The organism is Plantibacter sp. ME-Dv--P-122b (assembly GCF_030209375.1).
Classification (GTDB): Bacteria; Actinomycetota; Actinomycetes; order Actinomycetales; family Microbacteriaceae; genus Plantibacter.
Window position 1 is genome coordinate 383470 of record NZ_JARVSC010000003.1, and the last position, 23764, is coordinate 407233.

At 69.8% G+C, this 23764-nt stretch carries 20 protein-coding genes; 7 read left to right on the forward strand and 13 right to left on the reverse strand.

All coding sequences use genetic code 11. The features are described 5' to 3' along the window. Positions 1-52 precede the first annotated feature (52 nt). The 3 genes from QRN19_RS06515 (at position 53) to QRN19_RS06525 (ending at position 4252) form a co-directional block, all read left to right on the forward strand. Positions 53-703: a Maf family protein gene (locus QRN19_RS06515; protein WP_285025927.1), complete on the forward strand. Its 651-nt coding sequence runs from the start codon at positions 53-55 to the stop codon at positions 701-703. 96 nt (positions 704-799) lie between these two features. Beyond that, positions 800-2560 (forward strand): ATP-binding protein, encoded by a 1761-nt coding sequence (locus QRN19_RS06520; protein WP_079707321.1) that lies wholly within the window; start codon positions 800-802, stop codon positions 2558-2560. A 54-nt stretch (positions 2561-2614) separates the two neighbouring features. After that, entirely contained in the window at positions 2615-4252 is a 1638-nt protein-coding gene (locus QRN19_RS06525) for a helix-turn-helix transcriptional regulator (RefSeq protein ID WP_285025928.1), read from the forward strand. 38 nt (positions 4253-4290) lie between these two features. Here the strand turns inward: QRN19_RS06525 and QRN19_RS06530 are convergent, their stop codons facing one another. Next, positions 4291-5727 (reverse strand): NAD(P)H-quinone dehydrogenase, encoded by a 1437-nt coding sequence (locus QRN19_RS06530; RefSeq protein WP_285025929.1) that lies wholly within the window; start codon positions 5725-5727, stop codon positions 4291-4293. A 128-nt stretch (positions 5728-5855) separates the two neighbouring features. On the opposite strand from QRN19_RS06530, the gene QRN19_RS06535 reads away from it, so the two are divergent. Both QRN19_RS06535 and QRN19_RS06540 read left to right on the forward strand, forming a co-directional pair. Next, positions 5856-6689 carry a purine-nucleoside phosphorylase gene (locus tag QRN19_RS06535; RefSeq protein ID WP_285025930.1) on the forward strand — a complete coding sequence of 278 codons (834 nt, stop codon included), beginning with the start codon at positions 5856-5858 and terminating at the stop codon, positions 6687-6689. Next, positions 6686-8389, forward strand: coding sequence for a phospho-sugar mutase (locus QRN19_RS06540; RefSeq protein ID WP_285025931.1), 1704 nt, complete (start codon positions 6686-6688; stop codon positions 8387-8389). Before QRN19_RS06535 ends, QRN19_RS06540 begins: the two co-directional genes overlap by 4 nt. 56 nt (positions 8390-8445) lie before the next feature. On the opposite strand, the gene QRN19_RS06545 is transcribed toward QRN19_RS06540, so the two are convergent. The 10 genes from QRN19_RS06545 to QRN19_RS06590 form a co-directional block, all read right to left on the reverse strand. Then, positions 8446-8718: a PTS sugar transporter subunit IIB gene (locus QRN19_RS06545; RefSeq protein WP_285025932.1), complete on the reverse strand. Its 273-nt coding sequence runs from the start codon at positions 8716-8718 to the stop codon at positions 8446-8448. Further along, positions 8715-9182: a PTS sugar transporter subunit IIA gene (locus tag QRN19_RS06550; RefSeq protein WP_285025933.1), complete on the reverse strand. Its 468-nt coding sequence runs from the start codon at positions 9180-9182 to the stop codon at positions 8715-8717. Before QRN19_RS06550 ends, QRN19_RS06545 begins: the two co-directional genes overlap by 4 nt. A gap of 120 nt (positions 9183-9302) precedes the next feature. Further along, entirely contained in the window at positions 9303-10460 is a 1158-nt protein-coding gene (locus QRN19_RS06555; RefSeq protein WP_502928034.1) for an adenosine deaminase, read from the reverse strand. 62 nt (positions 10461-10522) lie between these two features. Next, positions 10523-11815: a thymidine phosphorylase gene (locus QRN19_RS06560; protein WP_285025935.1), complete on the reverse strand. Its 1293-nt coding sequence runs from the start codon at positions 11813-11815 to the stop codon at positions 10523-10525. After that, positions 11812-12231 (reverse strand): cytidine deaminase, encoded by a 420-nt coding sequence (locus QRN19_RS06565; RefSeq protein ID WP_285025937.1) that lies wholly within the window; start codon positions 12229-12231, stop codon positions 11812-11814. The genes QRN19_RS06560 and QRN19_RS06565 overlap by 4 nt, the downstream gene beginning before the upstream one ends. A gap of 2 nt (positions 12232-12233) precedes the next feature. Then, positions 12234-13535 (reverse strand): ABC transporter permease, encoded by a 1302-nt coding sequence (locus QRN19_RS06570; protein ID WP_285025938.1) that lies wholly within the window; start codon positions 13533-13535, stop codon positions 12234-12236. Next, positions 13532-14818 carry an ABC transporter permease gene (locus QRN19_RS06575; RefSeq protein WP_285025939.1) on the reverse strand — a complete coding sequence of 429 codons (1287 nt, stop codon included), beginning with the start codon at positions 14816-14818 and terminating at the stop codon, positions 13532-13534. Before QRN19_RS06575 ends, QRN19_RS06570 begins: the two co-directional genes overlap by 4 nt. After that, a complete protein-coding gene (locus QRN19_RS06580) occupies positions 14815-16329 on the reverse strand; it encodes an ABC transporter ATP-binding protein (protein ID WP_285025940.1) in 1515 nt (504 codons plus the stop codon). Before QRN19_RS06580 ends, QRN19_RS06575 begins: the two co-directional genes overlap by 4 nt. 140 nt (positions 16330-16469) lie before the next feature. Next, positions 16470-17576, reverse strand: a complete 1107-nt coding sequence (locus tag QRN19_RS06585) for a BMP family lipoprotein (RefSeq protein WP_285025941.1) — start codon at positions 17574-17576, stop codon at positions 16470-16472. Between the two features lie 296 nt (positions 17577-17872). After that, positions 17873-19579: an ABC-F family ATP-binding cassette domain-containing protein gene (locus QRN19_RS06590; protein ID WP_285025942.1), complete on the reverse strand. Its 1707-nt coding sequence runs from the start codon at positions 19577-19579 to the stop codon at positions 17873-17875. 263 nt (positions 19580-19842) lie between these two features. Here QRN19_RS06590 and QRN19_RS06595 point away from each other — a divergent pair, with 263 nt between their 5' ends. Beyond that, on the forward strand, positions 19843-20838 hold the full coding sequence (locus QRN19_RS06595) for a LasA N-terminal domain-containing protein (protein ID WP_285025943.1): 996 nt from the start codon (positions 19843-19845) through the stop codon (positions 20836-20838). A gap of 71 nt (positions 20839-20909) precedes the next feature. Here QRN19_RS06595 and QRN19_RS06600 read toward each other — a convergent pair whose 3' ends face one another. Continuing rightward, a complete protein-coding gene (locus QRN19_RS06600) occupies positions 20910-21398 on the reverse strand; it encodes a hypothetical protein (protein ID WP_285025944.1) in 489 nt (162 codons plus the stop codon). A gap of 13 nt (positions 21399-21411) precedes the next feature. Next, positions 21412-22527 carry a mannose-1-phosphate guanylyltransferase gene (locus QRN19_RS06605; RefSeq protein WP_064294827.1) on the reverse strand — a complete coding sequence of 372 codons (1116 nt, stop codon included), beginning with the start codon at positions 22525-22527 and terminating at the stop codon, positions 21412-21414. A gap of 107 nt (positions 22528-22634) precedes the next feature. On the opposite strand from QRN19_RS06605, the gene corA reads away from it, so the two are divergent. Next, positions 22635-23759, forward strand: a complete 1125-nt coding sequence (corA, locus tag QRN19_RS06610) for a magnesium/cobalt transporter CorA (protein ID WP_285025945.1) — start codon at positions 22635-22637, stop codon at positions 23757-23759. Positions 23760-23764: the final 5 nt, after the last annotated feature.

The following is a 23764-nucleotide window of genomic DNA, read 5'->3' on the forward strand; positions in this document are numbered from 1 at the left end:
TGTCACACGGGCGGCTGCGGGGAGTCCACCGTCCACTGCAGAAGGAACCGTCATGCGCCTCACGCTCGCCTCCACGTCACCGGCCAGACTCGCCCTGCTGCGGTCGAGCGGCATCGAGCCGATCGTCGTCCCATCGTCGGTCGACGAGGACCAGGCCGTCGACGAGGCGACCCGCGCCGCAGGTGCGCCGCTCGCCCCGGACGAGGTCGTGGCACTCCTCGCCCGGGCGAAGGCGGAGGCCGCGCTGGCCGTCGTGCGCGAACGTGGCGACGCGGTCGACCTCATCCTCGGCGGCGACTCGGTCTTCGTCCTCGACGGCGTCGTCCACGGCAAGCCCCACACGCCCGAGCGCGCCCGCGAACGTTGGCACGCCCAGCGCGGGAGGACGGGGACCCTCTACTCCGGCCACTGGCTCATCGACTGCACCGGTGCATCGCCGGTCGGGATCGGCGCGATCGCGAGCGCCGAGGTGTCCTTCGCAGACGACCTCGACGACGCCGAGATCGACGCCTACATCGCGTCGGGCGAGCCCCTGGCAGTGGCGGGGGCGTTCACGATCGACAGCCTGGGTGCCGCCTTCATCACCCGCATCGAGGGCGATCCGTCGACCGTCGTCGGCCTCTCGCTCCCGACCCTGCGGCGTCTCGTCCGCACGCTGGGACACGACTGGCACGAGCTCCGCAACCGGCGCGGCGCCCTCTGACGACCCTGGTGTTGTAGAGGCGGCACGTCGTTCCTGCGCCTTTTTTGTGCGTGTGAGCCAAAGGCTCACCCGGGCCTCCCGGTAGGCTCGTGGACTGTGCCACGTATAACCAAGGTCCTCATCGCCAACCGTGGCGAGATCGCCGTCCGCGTCATCCGAGCCGCGAAGGACAGCGGGATCGCCTCCGTCGCCGTCTACGCCGACCAGGATCGCGACGCCATGCACGCCCGTCTCGCCGACGAGGCCTACGCCCTCGACGGGACGACGAGCGCGGAGACGTACCTCGTCATCGACAAGCTCCTGTCCATCGCCCGACGGTCCGGCGCCGACGCCGTCCACCCGGGCTACGGCTTCCTCGCCGAGAACGCGGACTTCGCGCGTGCCGTCATGGCCGCAGGGCTCATCTGGATCGGCCCGTCGCCCGAGGCCATCGAGCGGCTCGGCGACAAGGTCTCCGCCCGCCACGTGGCCGAGAAGGTGGGCGCTCCGCTCGCCCCCGGCACGCTCAACCCCGTCTCGGGCGCCGAGGAGGTGCTCGACTTCGTCGACATCCACGGCCTGCCCGTCGCCATCAAGGCGGCGTTCGGCGGCGGCGGTCGCGGCCTGAAGGTCGCCCGCGAGCGCGAGGAGGTCGCCGAGCTCTTCGAGTCGGCCACCCGCGAGGCCATCGCGGCGTTCGGCCGGGGCGAGTGCTTCGTCGAGAAGTACCTCGACCAGCCGCGCCATGTCGAGACACAGTGCCTCGCCGATGCGCACGGCAACGTGGTCGTCGTCTCCACCCGCGACTGCTCCCTGCAGCGTCGCCACCAGAAGCTCGTCGAGGAGGCACCGGCACCCTTCCTCACCGACGACCAGGTGACGGAGCTCTACCGCGCGTCGAAGGCGATCCTCAAGGAGGTCGGCTACCTCGGTGCCGGCACCTGCGAGTTCCTCATCGGCAAGGACGGCACCGTCTCCTTCCTCGAGGTCAACACCCGCCTGCAGGTCGAGCACCCGGTCTCCGAGGAGATCACCGGCATCGACCTCGTCCGCGAGCAGTTCCGTCTCGCCGAGGGCGGCGTCCTCGACTACGACGACCCGCAGCCGAGCGGCCACTCCTTCGAGTTCCGCATCAACGGCGAGGACCCGGGACGCGGCTTCCTCCCACAGCCGGGTCCGATCCACGTCTTCAAGACCTTCGGCGGCCCCGGTGTCCGGCTCGACTCCGGCGTCACGGCCGGCGACACGATCTCGGGGGCGTTCGATTCGCTCCTCGGCAAGATCATCGTCACGGGTCGCACCCGCGAGGAGGCGCTCGAGCGCAGCCGCCGCGCCCTCGACGAGTTCGAGGTCGCCGGCCTCCCCACCGTCATCCCCTTCCACCGCAAGATCGTCCGCGACCCCGCGTTCACCGCGGAGGACGGCACCTTCGGTGTGTACACCCGCTGGATCGAGACGGAGTTCGTCAACGACATCGAGCCCTGGGACGGATCCATCGATGCGCAGCAAGCGCCCGCCGCCCGCTCGACGGTCGTCGTCGAGGTCGGCGGCAAGCGGCTCGAGGTCAGCCTTCCGGGTGGACAGCTGGGGCTGAACGTCGGTGCACCGGTCGCCGCTCCCGCTCCGCACCGCCGCGGTGGTGCAGCGGTGGTCTCGGGTGCAACGGGTGATTCCGTCTCGGCACCCATGCAGGCGACCATCGTGAAACTCGCGGTCGCCGAGGGCGATGTCGTCGTGAAGGGCGACCTCGTCGTCGTCCTCGAGGCGATGAAGATGGAACAGCCCATCACGGCGCACAAGGACGGCACGGTCGGCGCGATCGACGCCACGGTCGGTGCCACGGTCTCCTCTGGTCACCAGCTCCTCACCATCAGCTGACCCGACCGGCGCCCTCGGGCGTCGCATCGGACCCGGCGACGATACGCTGAGCAGGTGTCAGCAGCCGACCTCCTCGAAGACGCGTTGGATCGTGTGGCGGACTTCGACGCCGCCGGTGCGATCGCGCTGCTCGAGGCCGAGCCGGACGCGGCGTCGGATCCCCGCGTCCTCGCCCTCCTGTCCTACGCCCGGTTCACCACCGCCGACTTCGCGGGTTGCCGCCGGGACGCGGTGGACGCGCTCGCCGCCTCGACCGACTCCGACCGGACGACGCGCCTGCTCGTGCTCGGAGCCGCCGGGCTGGCCCTCGGGTCGGACCGCTCGTCCGGCTCGGAGCTGGAGGGGTGCTTCGCGGAGGCGGACGCCCTCGTCGACGACGGCGGCGACCTCGAACCGACCCTGGCCTGGCTCGTCGGGTACCTGCTCGTCGAGGGTGCCGTCGTCAACGTCCTGATCCACGCCGCCCGGCGCTTCGCCGACGCGTTCGCCGACGAGATCGCCGCCACCCCGGGCCGCTTGTACCGGACGCTCGTCGACGGGGTCCTCGCCCGGCTGCTTCTCAATGAGGGACGCGTCGCCGAAGCCGAGGCCGCCGCACTCGCGATGTTCGAGCGTGCAGGGAGCGGACCGACAGCGCTGTACGCGGAGGCCGTGCAGTGCCTCGTCGCCGGGAACCGTGCCGAGCAGGGGGCGACCAGGACGCTCGCCCGCCGGGTGCGTCAGGCCATCCCCGAACCCACGGGCGCCTTCCAGACGACGTGCTACCTCCTCGTCGGCTACGGTCTCGCCGCCCTCGCGGACGACCACGGCGCCGCGGCCCTCGCCCGGAGCGCTTCGGGGAACGACTTCAGCGGCCTGTCCGTCCAGGACCGGGCCCTCGCGATCGAGCTGCTCGTCTCGAGCGCCTTCCTCGACCGCGACATCGTCGAATCGGAACGCCTCATCGGCTTCATCGCCGCCGATGTCGACCGCAGGGTCCCCGGGCCGGCCATCCTCCGGATGCAGTGCAAACTCGAGCTCCTCCGCGGGCGACCCGCCGACGCCCTGGCCCTCGCACGGACGGCGACCACCCGTGCGTTGGCCGACGGGCGCGTGCTCGAAGCCGGGATCGGGGAGATCCTCGCGACCCGTGCCCTCATCGCCATGTCCGACCGGACGCAGGCCGTCCGCGAGCTCGCCGCGCTCGCCGAGCAGGCGGTCCGCGGCGGGCACACCGCCGCGACCCGCTCCGCCGCCCGGGAGCTGAAGGCGATCGGCCGACGCCTCGCACCGGTCGCCGGATCCGGCTGGGACGGACTGTCGCCGCGCGAACGCGAGGTCGCCCTCCTCTCCGCGGAGGGCAACTCGACGGCGGAGATCGCGTCCGTCCTCCAGCTCTCCTCGCGCACGGTCGACGCGCACGTCACCCGGGTGCTCGCCGCCTTCGGGATCGTGTCCCGCCGTCAGCTCCCGTCACGACTCCCGGCCACACTGCCGTTGACCGCCGTCCCGGTCCCGACCACCCCGCTGACGCCCCGACAGCGGGATCTCACCGGACTCGTCGCGGACGGCCTGTCGAACGACGAGATCGCGACGGCCCTCGGCATCTCGCGCAAGACGGTGGAGAAGCACCTGAGCGCCGTCTTCCACGCCTGGGGCGTGCGCTCGCGGGTTGCCGTCGCACGCATCGTGCTCGCGAACCGCGATCGGTGAACCCCGGCGCCTCGGCGACCGTTCGACGAGGTCGACGCCTATTCGACGATGTGCATGGCGCGCGCCGCGTCGGTGATCGACCCGGTGAGTGACGGGTAGACCGTGAAGGCGCGCGCGACCTGGTCGACGTTCAGCCGCTGCTCGACCGCGAGGGCGAGCGGGAAGATGAGCTCGCTGGCCTTCGGGGCGACGATGACCCCGCCGATGACCGTGCCGCTGCCGGTCCGCGCGAACAGCTTGACGAAGCCGTCCTTGATGCCCATCATCTTCGCGCGCGGGTTCTGCGCGAGGGGCAGCTTGTAGATCTCACCCTGGGCGATGCCGTCCTCGATCTGCTTCTGGGTCCAGCCGACGGTCGCGATCTCCGGCTGCGTGAAGATGTTCGCGGCGACGTTGCGGATCTCGGTCGGGTTCACCGCGTCGCCCATCGCGTGCAGCATCGAGGTGCGACCCTGCATCGAGGCGACGGACGCGAGCGGCAGGAAGGTCGTGCAGTCACCGGCGGCGTAGATGTTGGGGACGCTCGTGCGCGCCACCCGGTTCACGCGGATGTGCCCGGAATCGGTCAGCTGCACACCGGCCTCCTCGAGGCCGATCCCGGCGGTGTTCGGCACCGAACCGACCGCCATGAGGCAGTGCGACCCCTCGACGGTCCGGCCGTCGGACAGCGTGGCCACGACACCGTGCTCGGTGCGGGTGACGGAGTCGGCCCGCGACTTCGACAGGACCGTCATGCCGTTGCGCTTGAAGACGTTCTCGATGACCGCCGCAGCATCGGCGTCCTCACCGGGCAGCACCTGGTCGCGACTCGAGATGAGCGTGACCTTGGAACCGAGCGCCGTGTAGGCGGAGGCGAACTCCGCGCCGGTGACGCCCGAGCCGACGACGATGAGGTGCTCGGGGACGGAGGTGAGGTTGTAGAGCTGCGTCCAGGTGAGGATGCGCTCGCCGTCCGGCAGCGCGGAGGGCAGCTGGCGCGGGCTGGCACCGACGGACACGACGACGGTGTCGGCCTCGATGCGGTCGAAGTCGGTGCCGGCGGACAGGTCGGTCGAGACGATGACCTCGTTCGGTCCGTCGAGCCGCCCCTGACCGTTGATGATGCGGACGCCGGCGCGGATGAGGCTCGCGCGCATGTCCTCGGACTGCTGGCGGGCCAATCCGAGCAGTCGCTTGTTCACGGCGGCGAGGTTCACCGCGACCTCGGGACGGCTGGGCTTCCCGGTGGTCTCCGAGCGGACGAAGAACTGCACTCCGAGGTCGGCGGCCTCGCCGATGGCCCCGACCGCGTCGGCCGTGGCGATGAGGCTCTTGGAGGGGACGACGTCGGTGATGACCGCCGCTCCACCGACGCCTGAACGCTCCACGAGCGTGACGTCGGCGCCGAGCTGCGCCCCGGCGAGGGCCGCCTCGTACCCGCCGGGTCCGCCTCCGATGATCGCCACTCGCTGCTTGCGTTCGAACTCGTAGGCCATGCGTCCATTCTCGCGCGCCACCAGGGGCGGGACCAAACCCGTCCGGCCCGGCGATCGCGGCGATCGTGCGCGGATGAGCGGGGTCGGCACGGTTGGGTGCCGGCCCCGCCTCTGTCTAGAGTGAGAGGATGTCCGAAACCTCAGCGAATCCACTCGATCTGTCCGACGTCGATCCCTTCGAGATCGCCCGCGAAGCCGCCGGCCAGATCGCCGAGAAGACCGGCGTGGAACGCCACGACATCGCGCTCACCCTCGGCAGCGGCTGGGGCAAGGCGGCCGACCTGATCGGCGAGACGACGGCGACGATCCCCGCGTCGGAGATCGTCGGCTTCTCGAAGCCGGCGCTCGAGGGCCACGTTGGCACGTTGCGCTCGGTCCTGCTCCCGAGCGGCAAGCGTGCGCTCGTCATCGGCGCCCGGACGCACTACTACGAGAACCACGGTGTCCGCCGGGTCGTGCACAGTGTCCGGACGGCCGCTGCGGCCGGCGCGAGCATCATGGTGCTGACGAACGGCGCCGGTGGCATCAAGGACCACTGGACGCCCGGCACGCCCGTGCTGATCAGCGACCACATCAACCTCACGGCCGACTCGCCGCTCGAGGGCGCGACGTTCATCGACCTCACCGACCTCTACGCCAAGCGGCTGCGGGACATTGCGCACAGCGTCGCCCCGGAACTCGACGAAGGCGTCTACACGCAGTTCCGCGGGCCGCACTACGAGACCCCGGCCGAGGTGCAGATGGCGAAGGCGATCGGCGGCCACATCGTCGGCATGTCGACCGCGCTCGAGGCGATCGCCGCACGTCAGGCCGGCATGGAGGTCCTCGGGATGTCGCTCATCACGAACCTCGCGGCCGGCATCCAGCAGACGCCACTCAGCCACGCTGAGGTCATCGAGGCCGGCCAGGCGGCCGAACCGGTGATCAGCAAGCTCCTCGCGCAGATCGTCGCGGCCCTGTGAGCGAGGCGACGAGCCTGCTCGCGACCGCCGAGGCCTGGCTCGCCCAGGACCCCGACGACGAGACCCGGGCCGAACTGGCAGGCCTCGTCGAACGCGCCCACGTGTCCGACGACGTGGCCGTCGCAGAACTGCACGACCGCTTCGACACCCGACTGCAGTTCGGCACGGCCGGGCTCCGCGGTCGCATCGAGGCCGGCTCCAACCGGATGAACCGGGTCCTCGTGTCGCAGGCTGCAGCCGGGCTCGCCGCCTATCTGCTCGAGCAGGCGCCGGCTGGCGTGACGCCGAGCGTCGTCATCGGATACGACGGTCGGAAGAACTCCGCCGTGTTCGCCAGCGACACCGCCGAGCTGATGGCCGGTGCCGGCGTCCGCGCCATCCTCCTCCCACGGCTCCTGCCGACGCCCGTCCTGGCGTTCGCCGTGCGGTTCTTCGACGCCTCGGCCGGAGTCATGGTGACCGCGAGTCACAATCCGCCCGCCGACAACGGCTACAAGGTGTACCTCGGTGGCGAGCACCACGGGTCCCAGATCGTGTCCCCCGCCGACGCGGCCATCGCCGCCCACATCGGGCGCATCGCCGAGACGGCGCTCGTGCAGGACCTCCCGCGCAGCGAGGTGTTCGAGATCGCGGGCGAGGACGTCGTCGACGCCTACGTCGCGGCGACCGCAGCCGTCGCTCCCGCCCCGGCGGGCAGCCAGCTGCGCGTCGTCTACACGGCCATGCACGGCGTGGGTTGGGAGACGACCCGACGCGTCCTCGAGACCGCCGGTTACCCGGCACCGGAGCTCGTCACCGAGCAGATCGATCCCGATCCCACGTTCCGCACGGTCAGCTTCCCGAACCCGGAGGAGCCGGGCGCGCTCGACCTGTCGTTCGCGACGGCGCGAGCGGTCGGCGCCGACCTCATCATCGCCAACGACCCCGACGCCGACCGCCTGGCGATCGCCATCCCCGACGCCGCATCCCCCTCGGGGTTCCGTCGACTCACCGGCAACGAGGTCGGTCTCCTCCTCGGCTGGCGGGCCGCCCAGGCCGCCAGCGTCGGACTCGACGGTGACGCGGCACCCGAGGGCACGCTCGCCTGCTCGATCGTCTCCTCCCCCGCCCTGCGCGTCGTCGCCGAGGCGCACGGCCTCGAGTTCCGGGAGACGCTCACCGGGTTCAAGTGGATCTCCCGGACGCCGGGCATGCTCTTCGGCTTCGAGGAGGCCCTCGGCTACCTCGTGAACCCCGGGACCGTGCGTGACAAGGACGGCATCTCGGCCGCCGTCGCGTTCCTCGGTCTCGCGACGGCGTCGGCGCAGGCGGGCGAGACCGTCGCGCGCCTCCTCGACCGGTTCGCGGTCACCTTCGGCTCCTTCGGGAGCGACCAGATCTCCATCCGCTACGCCGAGCTCAGCCGCATCGGCGAGGTCATGGCCGGGCTGCGGGCACTCCCGCCGACAGAGCTCGCGGGCGTTCGGGTGACCCGGATCGACGACCTCGCCGACGGGTTCGAGACGCTCCCGCCGAGCGACGTCCTGCGCGTCTGGCTCGACGACGGCACCCGCGTCATGATCCGGCCGAGCGGCACCGAGCCGAAGCTCAAGGTGTACGTCGACGTGCAGTCCGCCGAGGGCGACGCCGCCGAGCGGGCGGCGACCGTCACCGCGAAGCTCGCAGCCCTGCGGACCGACCTGACGGCGCTCGTCTCCTAGCCGCTCGATGGGCTGAGCGGCCCGACTGGTGCGGCCCGGAGACCGGGCCGCACCAGTCAGCCGATGGCGCGCTCGAGCTTCTCGGTGAGTTCGGCGAGGTCGAAGTAATTGTCGATGACGACGATGTCGGCGAAGGTCTTGCCGATGCGCTCGACGAGCTCCGGCGAGGTCAGGATCACCTGGGCGTCGGCCGCGGTCGTGCCGAGGCTCTCGATGTCGCCAGCGACGACCTCGGCCTCGAGGTCGAGGCGTTCGAGCGCGCGTTCGGCGTTGAGCTTGAGGATCGCGGAGGAGCCGACCCCCGAGCCGCAGACGGCGACGATCTTCATGCGGGTTCTCCGTCGGACAGCGGGGACGCGCCGAACACGGCCCGCACCTCGTCGAGCGTCGTGGCCGCTGCGAGCCGCGGGATGGCGGTCTCGTCGTTGAAGACGTTGGCGATCTCCGCCACCCAGCCAACGTGCGACTCGGCGGTGGTGACGGCGAGGCCGAGGACCACTGACACGGGGTCGTTGTGGGGGTGACCGAACCGGACCGGAGCAGCGAGGGTCGCGACGACGAGGGCGTCCTCGTGGACGTCGGCACCCGGTCGGGCGTGCGCGAGCGCCAGGCCCGGCGCGATCACGACGTACGCGCCGAACTCCTCGACGACGTCGATCATCCGCTGGGTGTACGCGGCGTCCGTCGCGTGGGTGTCGGACAGCAGCGATCCGGCTACGCGGATCGCCTCGCGCCAGTCGTCGACGTCGACATGGAGCGCGACGCTGGCTTCGGACAGTTCTGGGAGTGGCATCGCTTCAATCAGAGGATCGGTCGACCCGAATGGATCGGAACCATCGTAACGCTCCGAGGCTGGAAGCCCGCCGCGCAGGTGCCGCCCAGGCGGTCGCCGGAACAGCACCTGCCGCCATCGTCAGTCCTCGTCGTCGTCGAGGAATTCGTCGAACGCCTCACTGATGCGGTCCGCCAGTGCCTCACGGATCTCCAGCGGCTGGAAGGTCGCGGCGGCGGCGTTCAGCTGGAAGGTCTCCAGGTCGGTGAGGTCGTAGTCGAACGCCTCGGAGAGGAGCGCGAGCTCCTTCGTCAGGCTCGTGTCGCTCATCGTGCGGTTGTCGACGTTCACCGTGACGGCGAAGTCGAGCTGGTAGAGCAGGTCGAACGGGTGGTCCTCGAGCTCCTCGCCCCAGGCCGCGATGGCCCCGGTCTGCAGGTTCGACTGCGGGCTGAGCTCCAGCGGGATCTTGCGGTCGCGGACCCACTCGGCGACGGGGCCGAGCGTGGCGTAGAGGGACTCGGCGTCGTCGCGCTCGATGAAGATGTCCTCGGCGATGCGGACACCGTGACCGAGCCGCAGCGCACGGCCGTCGAGCATGGCGCTCCGGATCGACTCGATGCCGTCGGCCTCCCCCGCGTGGACGGTCACCGGGAACAGCTCGGCCGCGAGGTAGTCGAACGCCAGCCGGTGCTTGCTGGCGGGGAAGCCCCCCTCGGCGCCGGCGATGTCGAACCCGACCACGCCGCGCTCTCGATGGCGCACGGCGAGCTCAGCGATCTCGAGCGCGCGGTCGGCATGCCGCATGGCCGTGACGAGCTGGCCGATCTGGATGTCGGAGCCGGAGTGAGCGGCGTCCTTGATGCCGAGCTCGATGCCCTCCTGGACGGCCTCGACGACCGCGTCGAGGCTGAGCCCCCGGGTGAGGTGCTGTTCGGGAGCCCAGCGCACCTCGCCGTAGACGACGCCGTCCGCGGCGAGGTCCTGGACGAACTCGCGCGCGATGCGGACGAGCCCCTCCTCGGTCTGCATGACCGCGGTGCTGAGGTCGAAGGTCTTCAGGTACTCGACGAGCGAGCCGGCGTTGCACTGCGTGTAGAACCAGTCGGCGAGGCCGTCGGGGTCCGACACGGGGACGTCGACACCGATGGCCTCGGCCAGCTCGATGATCGTGGCGGGCCGCACACCACCGTCGAGGTGGTCGTGGAGCGAGATCTTCGGAAGCGCGCGGAGGTCGACGCCGGAGAGGGGGGATTCGTCTGCAGAGGTCACGGGGTTCACTGTACCGCTCGCACGCATCCTGCGACATGGCTCAGTCCGTCACCCAGCGGACCGGGCGACGGACTGAGCGTCTGCGGCCGTCAGGCCTCGATGCGGGCCCGGACGATGGGGCCGCGCGGCGGGGCGGTGTCCTCGATCGTGTAGGCGCCCTCGAGGGCCTCGAGCGCCCGCGGGAAGCGGGCCGCATCGTCGGCGCTCAGCGTGAAGAGCGGCTGTCCGGCCCGGACCTCGTCGCCCGGCTTCGCGTGCAGGTCGATGCCCGCCGCGTGGATGACCGGGTCCTGCTGCCTGGCCCGACCGGCGCCGAGGCGCCAGGCCGCGATGCCGAACGGCAGTGCCTCCTGCGTCGCCAGCACGCCGTCGCGCGATGCCGTGACGACGTGGGTCTCCTTGGCGACCGGCAGCGGTGCGTCCGGGTCGCCGTCCTGTGCGCGGATCATGCGCTTCCAGACGTCCATGGCCCGACCGTCCGCGAGGGCGCCCTCGACGTCCGCGTCCGGCTGCCCGGCGAGCGTTAACATCTCCCGCGCGAGGGCGAGGGTCAACTCGACGACGTCCGCCGGACCGCCACCCGCGAGGACCTCGACGGACTCACGGACCTCGTTCGCGTTGCCGATCGCGAGGCCGAGCGGGACGTTCATGTCCGTCAACAGCGCGGTCGTGGCCACACCGGCGTCCGTCCCGAGCGCGACCATCGTGCGCGCCAGTTCCTCGGCACGCTCGTAGTCCTGCATGAAGGCGCCGGAACCGAACTTGACGTCGAGGACGAGCGCCCCGGTGCCTTCGGCGATCTTCTTCGACATGATGCTCGATGCGATGAGCGGGATCGCCTCGACCGTGCCCGTCGTGTCGCGCAGGGCGTACAAGCGCTTGTCCGCCGGGGCGAGACCGGAGCCGGCGGCGCAGATGACCGCGCCGACGTCCGCCAGTTGCACCATCATCTCGTCGTTCGTCAGCGCCGCACGCCAGCCGGGGATGCTCTCGAGCTTGTCGAGCGTCCCACCCGTGTGCCCGAGCCCGCGGCCCGACAGCTGTGGGACCGCGACGCCGAAGACGGCGACGAGCGGGGCGAGCGGCAGGGTGATCTTGTCGCCCACGCCGCCGGTCGAGTGCTTGTCCGAGGTCGGCTTGTCGAGTGATGCGAAGCTCATCCGCTCGCCGCTCGCGATCATCGCCATCGTGAGGTCGCGGATCTCGCGTCGCTCCATGCCGTTCAGCAGGATCGCCATCGCGAGGGCCGACATCTGTTCGTCGGCGACGTAGCCGCGGGTGAAGGCGTCGATCAGCCAGTCGATCTGCGGCGTCGACAACTCGCCGCGGTCGCGCTTCGTACGGATGAGATCGACGACGTCGAATGCTTCTACGGAACTCATGCGTGGTACTCCTCGAGTTGACGTGGGCCGAAGGCGTCCGGCAGGACCTCGTCGATGGTGCGGATGCCGGAGACGGTGTCGAGCAGCATGCCCGCCGTCGAGTGTTCGTACAGCAGCTGCCGACAGCGGCCGCACGGCATGAGGCGTTCGCCCTTGCCGTCGACGCAGGCGAACGCCACGAGGCGTCCTCCGCCCGACATGTGCAGGGCGGAGACGAGCGCGCACTCCGCGCACAGCGTCAGGCCGTAGCTGGCGTTCTCGACGTTGCAGCCGGAGATGATCCGCCCGTCGTCGACGAGAGCAGCCGCACCGACCGGGAACCGGCTGTAGGGCACATAGGCGTGACCCATCGCCTCCCGGGCCGCGGTGTGCAGCACCTCCCAGTCGACGGGTGGCGTGGTCGTCGTGTCGCTCACGGTCAGCCCTTCACGTACGGCTTACCGGCGGCTGCCGGTCCACGGGAGATGCCGACGAGTCCCGCGACGGCGAAGATCGTCACCACGTACGGCAGCATGAGCATGAACGCGCTGGGCACCGGGGAGCCGATGGCGCTCAACGCGAACTGCAGGTTCTGCGTGAAGCCGAACAGCAGCGCGGCGAGCGTCGCCTTGAGCGGGTCCCAGCGTCCGAAGATGACCGCCGCGAGCGCGATGTAGCCGGCGCCCGCCGTCATCTCCTTGTTGAACGCACCGACCGAGCCCAGGGTGAAGTAGGCCCCTCCGAGGCCGACGATCGCGCCCGCGAGCGCGACGTTCCAGAAGCGCGTCCGGTTCACGTTGATACCGACGGTGTCGGCCGCCTGCGGGTGCTCACCCACGGCGCGGAGGCGGAGGCCCCAGCGCGTGTAGAACAGGCAGAAGAACACCACGGCCACGGCGATGTACATCAGGTAGATGATGATCGTCTGGCGGAACAGCACGGGTCCGATGAGCGGGATCTCGCTGAGGATCGGGATGTTGATCCGCGGGAACTTCGGCGGGCTGTTGAAGAGCGCCTCGTTCTTCGTGAGCACCTGCGAGTACAGGAAGCTCGTGAGCCCGACGACGAGGACGTTGAGCACGACGCCGACGATGACCTGGTCGACGAGGTACTTGATCGAGAAGGCCGCGAGCAGGAAGCTCACGAGCGTGCCGGCGATCATCGCCGCGACGAGCCCGAGGAAGGCGTTCCCCGTCACCGAGGCGACGAAGGCGGACGAGAACGCACCGGCGAGCAGCTGGCCCTCGATCGCGATGTTCACGACACCGACCCGCTCGGAGATGACGCCGCCGAGCGCACCGAAGATGAGCGGGACGCTCAGGGCGACGGTGCCGAGCAGGAGCCCGGTGATCGGGATGGCCTTGCCCGCGGCGGCCCACGACAGGAACCCGACCATGAACAGCACACCGAACACGGTGATGAGCCAGAGCGGGACCTTCTTGCCCGTCGTGACGAGGTACGCGCTCAGGGCCGTGATGGCGGCCAGGAGGATCGTGATGACGATGCCGGTGATCGTCGACGGGAGCACGACCGTCGGCAGTTGGATGACGTCGCCGTCGCTGGAGAGCCGGAACGTGCTGTTGCCGTCGCGGTGCCAGATGACGAACAACAGGAACGCGATGACCGTGAAGATCCCGAACGCGATCGGGGCCTTCCAGCTCCGGACGACGACCGTCTCGAGGACGATCGGGGCGTCGGGCGCCGGCTGCGGCGTCTGCTTGTCGAGCGTGAATCCACTCATGCGGACACCTCCTTCTTGGCGGAGCGACGCGTTCGGCGCGTCGAACCGTCGGGCTTCGGCAGGAAGAAGATCGCCCGCACGAGCGGCGGAGCCGCGATGAACAGCACGATGAGTGCCTGGAGGACGAGCACGATGTCGATCGGCACGTTGACGCCCTGGGTGGCCTGCATGGAGTACCCGCCGGCCTTCAACGCACCGAACAGGATGCCGGCGATGAGGATGCCACCCGGCCGACTGCGGCCGAGGAGCGCGACGGTGATGGCGTCGAAGCCGATGCCGGCGTCGATGCCGTTGTCGAACCCGGAGGTCACCGTACCGAGTACCTGCGAGACGCCGGCGAGACCGATCAGTCCACCGGAGAGCAGCATGGCGTACACGTAGGTGTTCTTCACGTCGATGCCCGCGACGCGCGCGGCGTTCGGGTTCTCGCCGACCGCCCGGAAGCGGAAGCCGATCGAGGACCGGCTGAACAGCCACCACACGAACACGACCGCGAGGATCGCGATGAGGAAGCCGGCGTGCAGGTTGTAGCGGTCACCGAGGAGCTTGGGCAAGACGGCGTTCTCCGCCATCCCCGCGCTCTTCGGCACGTTCGACCCGGGAGCCTGCAGCAGCCCCTGCGTGGAGAGCATGAAGGTGATGAGGTAGAACGCGACGTAGTTGAGCATGATCGTGATGATCACCTCGTGCGCGCCGGTGCGGGCCTTCAGGACGCCCACGATGCCGCCCCAGAACGCGCCACCGATGATGCCGGCGGCGATCGCGACGAGCAGGTGCACCACGGGCGGGAGGTCGAGCGTGAAGCCGACCCATCCGGCGCAGGCGGCGGCGATGAGCATCTGACCACGCCCACCGATGTTGAACATGCCGACCCGGAACGCCAGGCCGACGCCGAGTCCGGCGAGGATCAGCGGGGTCGCGAACGTGAGCGTCTCCGTCAGAGGACGGATGCCGTTCAGGAAGTCGGGGCGCTTGAAGTTGTAGATCGACCCTTGGAAGAGCGCACCGTACGCGCCGGTCGCCGACTGCCAGACCGCCGCGATGGTGTCACCCGGGCGGGCGAAGAAGTATCCGGCGGCGGTGTGGACCTTCGGATCGGTCAGCGCGATGAGGATCGCACCGGCGACCATCGCCAGGACGACGGCGAGGATCGAGATGACGATGCTCGAGTTGAGGATCTCGGCGAGCACCTTGTTCGAGCGCGGCTGGGTCGTGTCGGGCTTCGCCTCGCCCGGTGCCACCGGCTGGACCGTTCCGGGCGGGGTGTGGGACGTCTCGCTCATGCTGCTGCTCCTGCCGGGAGTTCGCCGGCCATCATGAGGCCGAGGACCTCTCTGGGGGTCGATGCCGGGACGATCCCGACGATGCCGCCGCGGTACATGACGGCGATGCGGTCGGCGAGCGCGACGACCTCGTCGAGCTCGGTCGACACGACGATGACGGGGATGCCGGCGTCGCGCGTGGCGACGATGCGCTTGTGCACGAACTCGATCGAACCGACGTCGATCCCGCGGGTCGGCTGCGCCGCGACGAACAGCCGCAGCTCACGGCTGAGTTCACGGGCGAGGACGACCTTCTGCTGGTTGCCGCCGGACAGGGAGCCGGCCGGCGACTCGATGCCCTGCGATCGGACGTCGAACTCCTGCGACTTCTCGCGGGCGAACTCGTCGCGGAACCCGCGCTGCACGTTGCCGGCCTTCACGAAGGGGGCGCCCGTCGAACGGTCGAGCATGAGGTTCTCGGCGATGGTGAACTGCTTGACGAGTCCGTCCTCGGAGCGGTCCTCGGGCACGAACCCGACGCCGGCGTCGAGCACCTTGCGGGGTGTGGAGCCGACGAGTTCGACGCCGTCGAGCTTGATGCTGCCCTTGGTGTGCGGCTGCAGCCCCAGGATCGCCTCGGTGAGCTCGGTCTGCCCGTTGCCCTGGACGCCGGCGATGGCCAGCACCTCACCCTCGCGCACCTCGAAGCTGACGCCGTTCACGACGAGCTGACCGAGGTGGTCGACGACGGAAAGGTCCTGCACGGTGAAGGTGGTGTCGCCGAGGTTCGGCGCCTCCTTGTGGACCGTGAGTTCGACGGGACGCCCGACCATGAGGGACGCCAGCTCCGCGTTCGTCGCGGTCGGCGACGCCTCGCCGACGACCTTCCCGAGTCGGATGACGGTGATGCGGTCGGCGACTTCGCGGACCTCGCGCAGCTTGTGGGTGATGAAGACGATGGACGTGCCCTCATCCTTCAACTGCTTCATGATCGCCATGAGCTCATCCGTCTCCTGCGGGGTGAGCACGGCGGTGGGCTCGTCGAAGACGAGGACGTTGGCGTTGCGGGAGAGCGCCTTGACGATCTCGACCCGCTGCTGGACCCCGACCGGGAGGTCGCCGACGATGGCGTCCGGATCGAGGCTGAAGCCGAACCGCTCGGAGATGTCGATGACGAGCTTGCGGGCCGCTGCGACGTCGAGGCGGCCACCGCCCTTGGTCTGCTCGTGGCCGAGCATGACGTTCTCGGCGACGGTGAAGACGGGGATGAGCATGAAGTGCTGGTGCACCATGCCGATGCCGGCGCCCATGGCGTCGCCAGGGCCCTGGAAGTGCTGGACGACGTCGTCCAGGAGGATCTCGCCCTCGTCGGCCTGGTAGAGGCCGTACAGGACGTTCATGAGGGTGGACTTGCCCGCACCGTTCTCGCCGAGGAGACAGTGGATCTCCCCCGGTTCGACGGTGAGGTCGATGTGGTCGTTGGCGGTGAGTGCGCCGAACCGTTTGGTGATGCCGCGGAGCTCGAGCTTCATGGGTCCCAATCTAGTCACGTGTCGGATGTCGGCACAGGCGGTCGGGATCGCCGTCCGACCGTGCCGCGAACAAAGCGGGGGGAGGTCGCTGATCGCGACCTCCCCCCGGAGTCCCGGGCATCCGCCCGGGTGAAGAGGGACTACTTGACGGGCGAGGAGACCGAGGTCGCCTTGATGGAGCCGTCGATGATGCCCGCCTTGATCTTGTCGAGCTCGTCGGCCAGGGTCGGGGAGACCTTGGACTCGAAGTCGTGGAACGGCGCGAGGCCGACGCCCTCGTTCTCGAGGGTGCCGATGTACGCGGCGGCGTCGAACTTGCCACCACCGGCCTCGGTCACGGTGTCGGCGACGCCGGCCTTCATGCCCTTGAGGATGGAGGTGAGGAAGAGGCCCTTGTTCTCGGCGTTCGTCTCGTACAGGTCGGCGTCGACACCGATCATGGCGATGTCCTTACCGGTCTCCTGGATCTCGGCGATCGCGCTCAGGAAGATCGGGCCACCGACCGGGAGGAGCACGTCGGCGTTCTGGTCGATGAGCGTGCGGGCGAGCTGCTTGGCGGTGTCGTTCGCCTCGAAGCCACCGGTGAAGGAACCGGTCTGAGCGGCGACGTCCCAACCGACGACCTGGACGCTCTTGCCCTTCTGCTCGTTGTAGTACGCGACGCCCTCGGCGAAGCCGTCCATGAAGATCTGGACGGACGGGAAGGGCTGGCCACCGAAGGTGCCGACGACGCCGGTCTTCGAGTAGTCGGCCGCCGCGTAGCCCGCGAGGAACGCGGCCTGGACGGTGTCGAACAGGATCGGCTTGATGTTCGGGGCGTCGACCTTGCCGTCGAAGTCGTTGTCGGCCGCGTCGTCGATGATCGCGTAGTCGACGTCCGGGTTCGCGAGCGCAGCGTCGACCGTGTCGGCGGAGAGGGCGAAGCCGACGCTGACGATGAGCGAGCAGCCCTGGTCGGCCAGGCTCTGCAGGTTCGGCTTGTAGTCGTCGGCCTTGTCGGACTGGACGGTGATGGGCTCGACGCCGAGGTCCTTCGCCGCTTCGGTCAGACCCTCATAGCCGAGCTGGTTGAACGACTTGTCGGTGAAGCCACCGGCGTCGGAGACCATGCACGGGAGGAAGTCGGATGCGGCACCGGTCGAGTCGCCGCCACCGGTGCTGGGAGCCGATGCGCAGCCGGCGAGCAGTGCCATGAGACCGACGCCGGCGATTGCGCCCGCAGCGGCCTTCCGAGTTGAGATTGCCAAGGTAGCCTCCAAGATGCAGCCCCGCGGGTCACGGGGCGTATGGGGTTACGTTACCCAATGCGACGACTGCCGAACGGACGATCCCGGCTTCGCGACCGAAGCGTTACAGAACGGTGGCACCGGCGTCATGCGCCGGAAACACGGCGATGCGCAGACGCGCACCACCGGGCCGTGATGCTGCGCACGTGAGCGCGGAGTGACCCCGCCGAGGCCCGCCTTGCGCTCCGGGTAGCTGCGGTCCCCACCTGGGCACCGCGCGCGGCTCGGTGCCCAGGCCGAACCGACCGGGATCCCGGTCAGCGGCGGTCCAGCATCAGGGTGTCGCCGGTCCAGCGCCGACGGAGCCATCGGTCGTGGCTCGCGATGACGACCGCCCCCGGGTAGTCGCCGAGGGCGTCCTCGAGCTCCGTCGCAAGCGCGAGCGACAGGTGGTTCGTCGGCTCGTCCAGGAGGAACAGGTGCGGAGGCCTCGCGATGATCAGCGCCAGGGCCAGACGGCGCTGCTGCCCGACGGAGAGTTGGCCGATCGGGCGGTCGAGGTCGCGAAGCGCCAGGAGCCCGAGACCCGCAAGCGGGGTGCGTGCTGCACGCGCCTCGCCGAGCGTCCGGTCGTAGACCTCCCGAGGTGATCGCTCCGCATCCGGGAACGCGACGTCCTGCTCGAGGAGCCCCACGCGGAGCCCCTTCCGCCGGAGGACGGTCCCCGCATCGAGGCGCAGCGACCCGGCGAGGACCGCCAGGAGCGTCGACTTCCCCGAACCGTTCGCCCCGGTGACCAGCACCCGCGACCGGGGTGCCAGCTGCAGGCGTTCGAGGTACAGTCGGCCGTCGACGCGGGCGTCGGCGAGGTCGAGCAGCTGCTCCCCCTCGTCGAGGACCGTCGATCCGCTCGGGATCCCGGCGAACGAGAGTCGGCGAGGCGGACGCCGCACCTGCTCGCGCTCGAGGACCTCGAGTCGGAGCTGCGCGTTCCGCACCCGCCGACTGATCTGCTGCTCGACGCGGTCGCCGCGCATGCCGAACGCCATGCGGTTGTTGTCGCGGATGCCTCGATCGTGGTTGATCCGCGGGGCGACGTCGTGCACCGCGGATGCGAGGCGGCGCAGTTCGGTCTGCTCCTCCTCGTAGCGCGCCGACCAGCGATCGAGTTCCGCTGCCTTCCAGTCGAGGTACTCGCTGAACGGCCCGCCGAACTCCACGACGGGTGACGCCTCACCGACGGGGACGGGGCGGGATGCATCGATGTCGACGAGCCCCGTCGCCACCTCGTCGAGGAAGGCGCGGTCGTGGCTCGCGAAGAGCACCGGACCGGGCCACTCCGACAGGTGGCCGCGGAGGAAGGTGACCGCCTCGTCGTCCAGATGGTTGGTCGGCTCGTCGAGCAACAGTGCGGTCGGTCTGGCGACGAGGAGCGCGGCGAGGGCGAAGCGGGATCGCTGTCCCCCGCTCACCTCACCGAGTCGTCGCGACCGTTCGATCGCGGCGATGCCGAGGCCGTCGACGACCGCGTCCAAGCGGGCGTCCGCCGTCCAGACGTCGGCGCGTTCCGCCGCGTCGAGCGCGGCGGCGTACCGCTGTTCAGCGGAACCGTCGCCGGGGGAACCCGTGTCACCGAGTGCCGCCGCCGACGTCTCGAGCTCCTGCTCGACGGCCCGGACCTCGCCGAGCGCCTGCTCCAGCAGCTCGCCGACCGTCGTGTCGTCCGGAAGTTCGAGTTCCTGCATGAGGATGCCGGTGCGCACCGGGCGGACGGCCTCGCCGTCGTCCGGCTCGTCGATCCCGGCGAGGATGCGCAGCAGCGTGGACTTCCCCGCGCCGTTCTCGCCGATCAGGCCGAGACGGTCTCCGGCCGACACGACGAGGTCGACGTCGCGCAACACGACGCGGTCGCCATAGGAGCGGGTGACGCCGTCGGCACGCAACTGCTGGATGTCGATGGCTCGACCGAAGGTTCGGGTCGTATCGAGGTGGACGGGTGTTGCATGGGTGATGGGTGCTCGCATGGAGGCCCCTTTCGAGATGGGGCACGCCGCGCACGGTCATCGTCCGACACGTCAGGAGTGAGCGCTGGGCTCGAACTCCTGGGCGGACCTGGAAGTGTCTGGCGTACCTCGATGGATTCCCGCCGGGCACATCACGTTCGTGATGGTCTGCCGCAGACGCGGGACGTCGATTCGCTCAGTTCTTCACAGTGATCTCAGGCTATCCGTCGGTTGTCAGCCGCCGCAAGCCTTGCACGTCACCGGTCCCGATTAGGCTGGTCGTCATGCGTGCTCCGTCGGTCCCCTCGCCCGCGCGGCGTCGCCGTGCGCATCGATCGACCGCGGCCTCGCTGCTCGCCGCGCTCGGTATCGGTGCGCTCGTCGCGCTCGGCGCGCTGCCGACCACGCCGGCGACCGCGGCCGCTGCGAGCTCGCAGCTGAGCCGGACGCAGACGACGCCCACCCCGAGTCCCTCGCCGGCCACGCCCTCGACGGCGACCCCGAAGCCGACGAAGCCGGCTCCCGGCAAGCCTGCCCAGCCCGCGCCGCCCACGGTCCGCGGCACGGACTTCGACCCGGGCGAGATCATCAGCGACGCGAACTTCTACGACGCGAACGCCATGAGCGAGGCGGACGTCCAGGCGTTCTTCGCCTCCCAGCCCTGCACTCCGAAAGACGGCGTGCCGTGCCTGGCGGACTTCCGTGCCAGCACCGACTCCGTCCCGGCGGCCGAGCCCGGACACTGCGAGGCCTACCGTGGCGCCGTGAACGAGTCGGCGGCGAGGATTGTCGCGAAGGTCGCGCATGCGTGCGGGATCAACCCCAAGGTGCTGCTCGTCCTCATGCAGAAGGAGCAGTCGCTCATCACCGGGCCGAGCGAGTACGGCTACGCGCGCGCCATGGGTTGGGGCTGCCCTGACACCGGCCCGAACTTCAGCGCGAGCTGCGACGCGGACTACTTCGGGTTCCAGAACCAGGTCTACCGTTCCGCATGGCAGTTCCGGCAGTACACGCTGTACCCGCTCAACGTGCCGGGTGAGTCCTACCAGCGGGCGTATCACCTGGGATCGGTCTACATCCAGTACAGCCCCGACGCGGCCTGCGGCGGCACCCAGGTCGACATCCGCAACCAGGCGACGGCGAACCTCTACCTCTACACGCCGTACCAACCGAACGCCGCGGCCCTCGCGAACGTCTCGGGCACGGGCGACGCCTGCAGCGCCTACGGCAACCGCAACTTCTGGCGGCTCTACACGGAGTGGTTCGGCCCAGCGGTCTGATCGCCCGGTTCGTTCGCCCATTCCTGGGCGAACCAGAGCCCGTTCGCCCAAGAACGGGCGAACGGAACGGGTCACTCGCCGATGAGGAGCGAGACGCGGTCGTCGAGGTAGGCGTCGAGCGGGGTGAGCCCGAGGTCGTGCCCGGCCCAGCGGAGCATGACCGTGTCGTCCAAGAGCCGCAACGGACCCGAACCCTCCCGGAGTGACGCCTCGTCCAGCGCGAGCTCGACGACCTCGAAGTTCACGACGTCGCCCTCGGCGAAGGGGCCGCGGTGTGCCGCCTGCTGCGCGATCCGACGGTGCTCGACCTCCGATGAGCGGTGGTTGAACCACTTCGGCTCCACCGCCCGGGTGGACTCGGCGGCGGTGAAGAGGCGACCGTCGGCCGAGAGCAGGACGACGCCGAGACGCCACGCTCGACCGATCGGCCGCAGCGCGGGTGCCCGCTTGACGAGCGGGATCCCCCGGGGCGTGTAGACCTCCGCGAGCGCTTCGTCACGCACGCCTGCGGCTTGGAGACGCGCGCCCGCCTGCAGGAGCAGCTCGCGCAGCGCGGTCACCGTCGGTCGCCGATCAGAGGACGTCGTCGCGACCGGACAGCTTGAGGGCGTCGACGACGCTCTTCACCCGCTGCGCGTTGGCGCTCGTGGTGACGAGCAGGGCGTCCGGGGTGTCGACGACGACGATGTCCTGCACGCCGATGAGGCTGATGACCCGGCCGGTCTGGCTGACGACGATGCCGCTGGAGGCATCCGACAGCACCCGCGCGTTCTCACCGAGGATGGCGAGGTCGGACTTGCGCCCACCGGAGTTGAGCTTGGCGAGCGAGGCGAAGTCCCCCACGTCGTCCCAGTCGAAGTGCGCCGGAACGACGGCCATGCGACCGGCGGCTGCGGCGGGCTCCGCCACGGAGTAGTCGATCGCGATCTTCTCGAGCGCCGGCCAGACGCGGTCGACGACCGGTCCACGGGCGGCCGCGTCGTCCCAGACCTCGGCGAGTTCCAGGAGGCCCGCCAGGAGTTCGGGCTTCTGCCGACCGATCTCCTCGAGCAGGACGTCGGCCCGCGAGATGAACATGCCGGCGTTCCAGAGGTGCTCGCCGCTCGAGACGTAGCGCTTGGCCGTGGCGAGGTCGGGCTTCTCGACGAAGGAGTCGACGAGCATGACCCCCTCGGCCCCGCGGATGCCGAGGTCGCGCGCACTCTTGATGTAGCCGAAGCCGATGGCGGGCTCCGTGGGCTGGATGCCGATCGTGACGATGTAGCGCTCCTCGGCGGCCGTGACCGCCTGGGCGACCGCGGCACGGAACAGGCGGTCGCCGCGGATGACGTGGTCGGCGGCGAACGAGCCGACGATCACGTCCGGTTCGCGACGGACGAGGATCGCGGCGGCGAGCCCGATCGCGGCGGTCGAATCGCGCGGCTCGCTCTCGAGGACCACGTTGGCGTCCGCGAGGTCGGGCAATTGCTGTTCGACGGCGGCGCGGTGTGCACGCCCGGTGACGACCATGATGCGCTGGTCGCCGGCGATCGGCGCGAGGCGGTCCCAGGTGGCCCGCAACAGCGTGCTGCCGGAGCCGGTGAGGTCGTGCAGGAACTTGGGTGCGTCGGCTCGCGAGAGCGGCCAGAGACGACTGCCGATGCCGCCGGCCGGGATCACCGCGTAGAAGCGTTCGAGAGGCGTGGTCATCCCCCGAGCGTACCGCCAGGCTCCGGCCTGATGAGGACGGCACGGAACCGTCATGTGACGGGATTACGATGAGCGCCAGATCGAGCACGAGAAAGAACGGTACGAGCATGGCTGGACGCAACGTCCTCGGGATCCCGATCCCGTCCTTCGGCAGCAAGCAGGCTCCCCCGGCCCCCGTGGGTCCGCCGGACGCGGCGGACCTCGACGGCCGAAACAGCATCGTCAACGCCTGCATCTACCGCCATGGTTCCCGCAGCTCGACGCTCACCTCGCTCGAGGACACCTTCCGCGCGCTCCATGAGACCCCGGACGGCGTCGCGTGGATCGGGCTCTACCGGCCCGACGCCGGCGAGCTCGGCATCCTGGCGGCGGAGTTCGGTCTCCACCCGCTCGCCGTCGAGGACGCCATCACCGCGCACCAGCGGCCGAAGATCGAGCGGTACGACGACGTCCTGTTCGTCGTCCTCCGGGCCGCCAACTACGTCGACGAGACCGAGACCGTCGAGTTCGGCGAGCTGCACGTCTTCGTCGGCCCGAACTTCGTCATCACCCTGCGGCACGCCGAATCCCCCGACCTGTCGCACGTGCGGGCGCGGATGGAGCAGGAGCACGAACTCCTCGCCTATGGTCCGCAGGCGATCCTGTACGCCATCATCGACGCCGTCGTCGACGGCTACGGTCCGGTGGTCGCCGGGCTCTCGAACGACATCGACGAGATCGAGGAGCAGGTCTTCGTCGGCGAGTCCCAGGTGTCCCGCCGCATCTACCAGCTCTCCCGCGAGGTCATCGCCTTCGAGCGGGCGACGCACCCGCTCAGCGATGTGATGCTGTCGCTCGAGCAGGGCAGCGCGAAGTACGGGGTCGCCGACGAACTGCAACGCGGCCTCCGCGACGTCGCCGACCACCTCACGAGCGTCAACCAGCGCATCGACGCCTACCGGGAGCTGTTGCGCGACATCCTGACGGTGAACAGCACCCTCGTCGGCCAGCGCCAGAACGAGGAGATGGCGAAGATGACCGAGGCGAGCCTCAAGCAGGGCGACGAGGTCAAGAAGATCTCGTCCTGGGCCGCCATCCTGTTCGGCCCGAGCCTCATCGCGGGGATCTACGGCATGAACTTCACCCACATGCCGGAGCTGTCGTGGTGGTTCGGCTACCCGATGGCGCTCGCACTCATGGCCACCACGAGCGTCATCCTCTACAAGGTGTTCAAACGTCGGAACTGGTTGTGAACCCC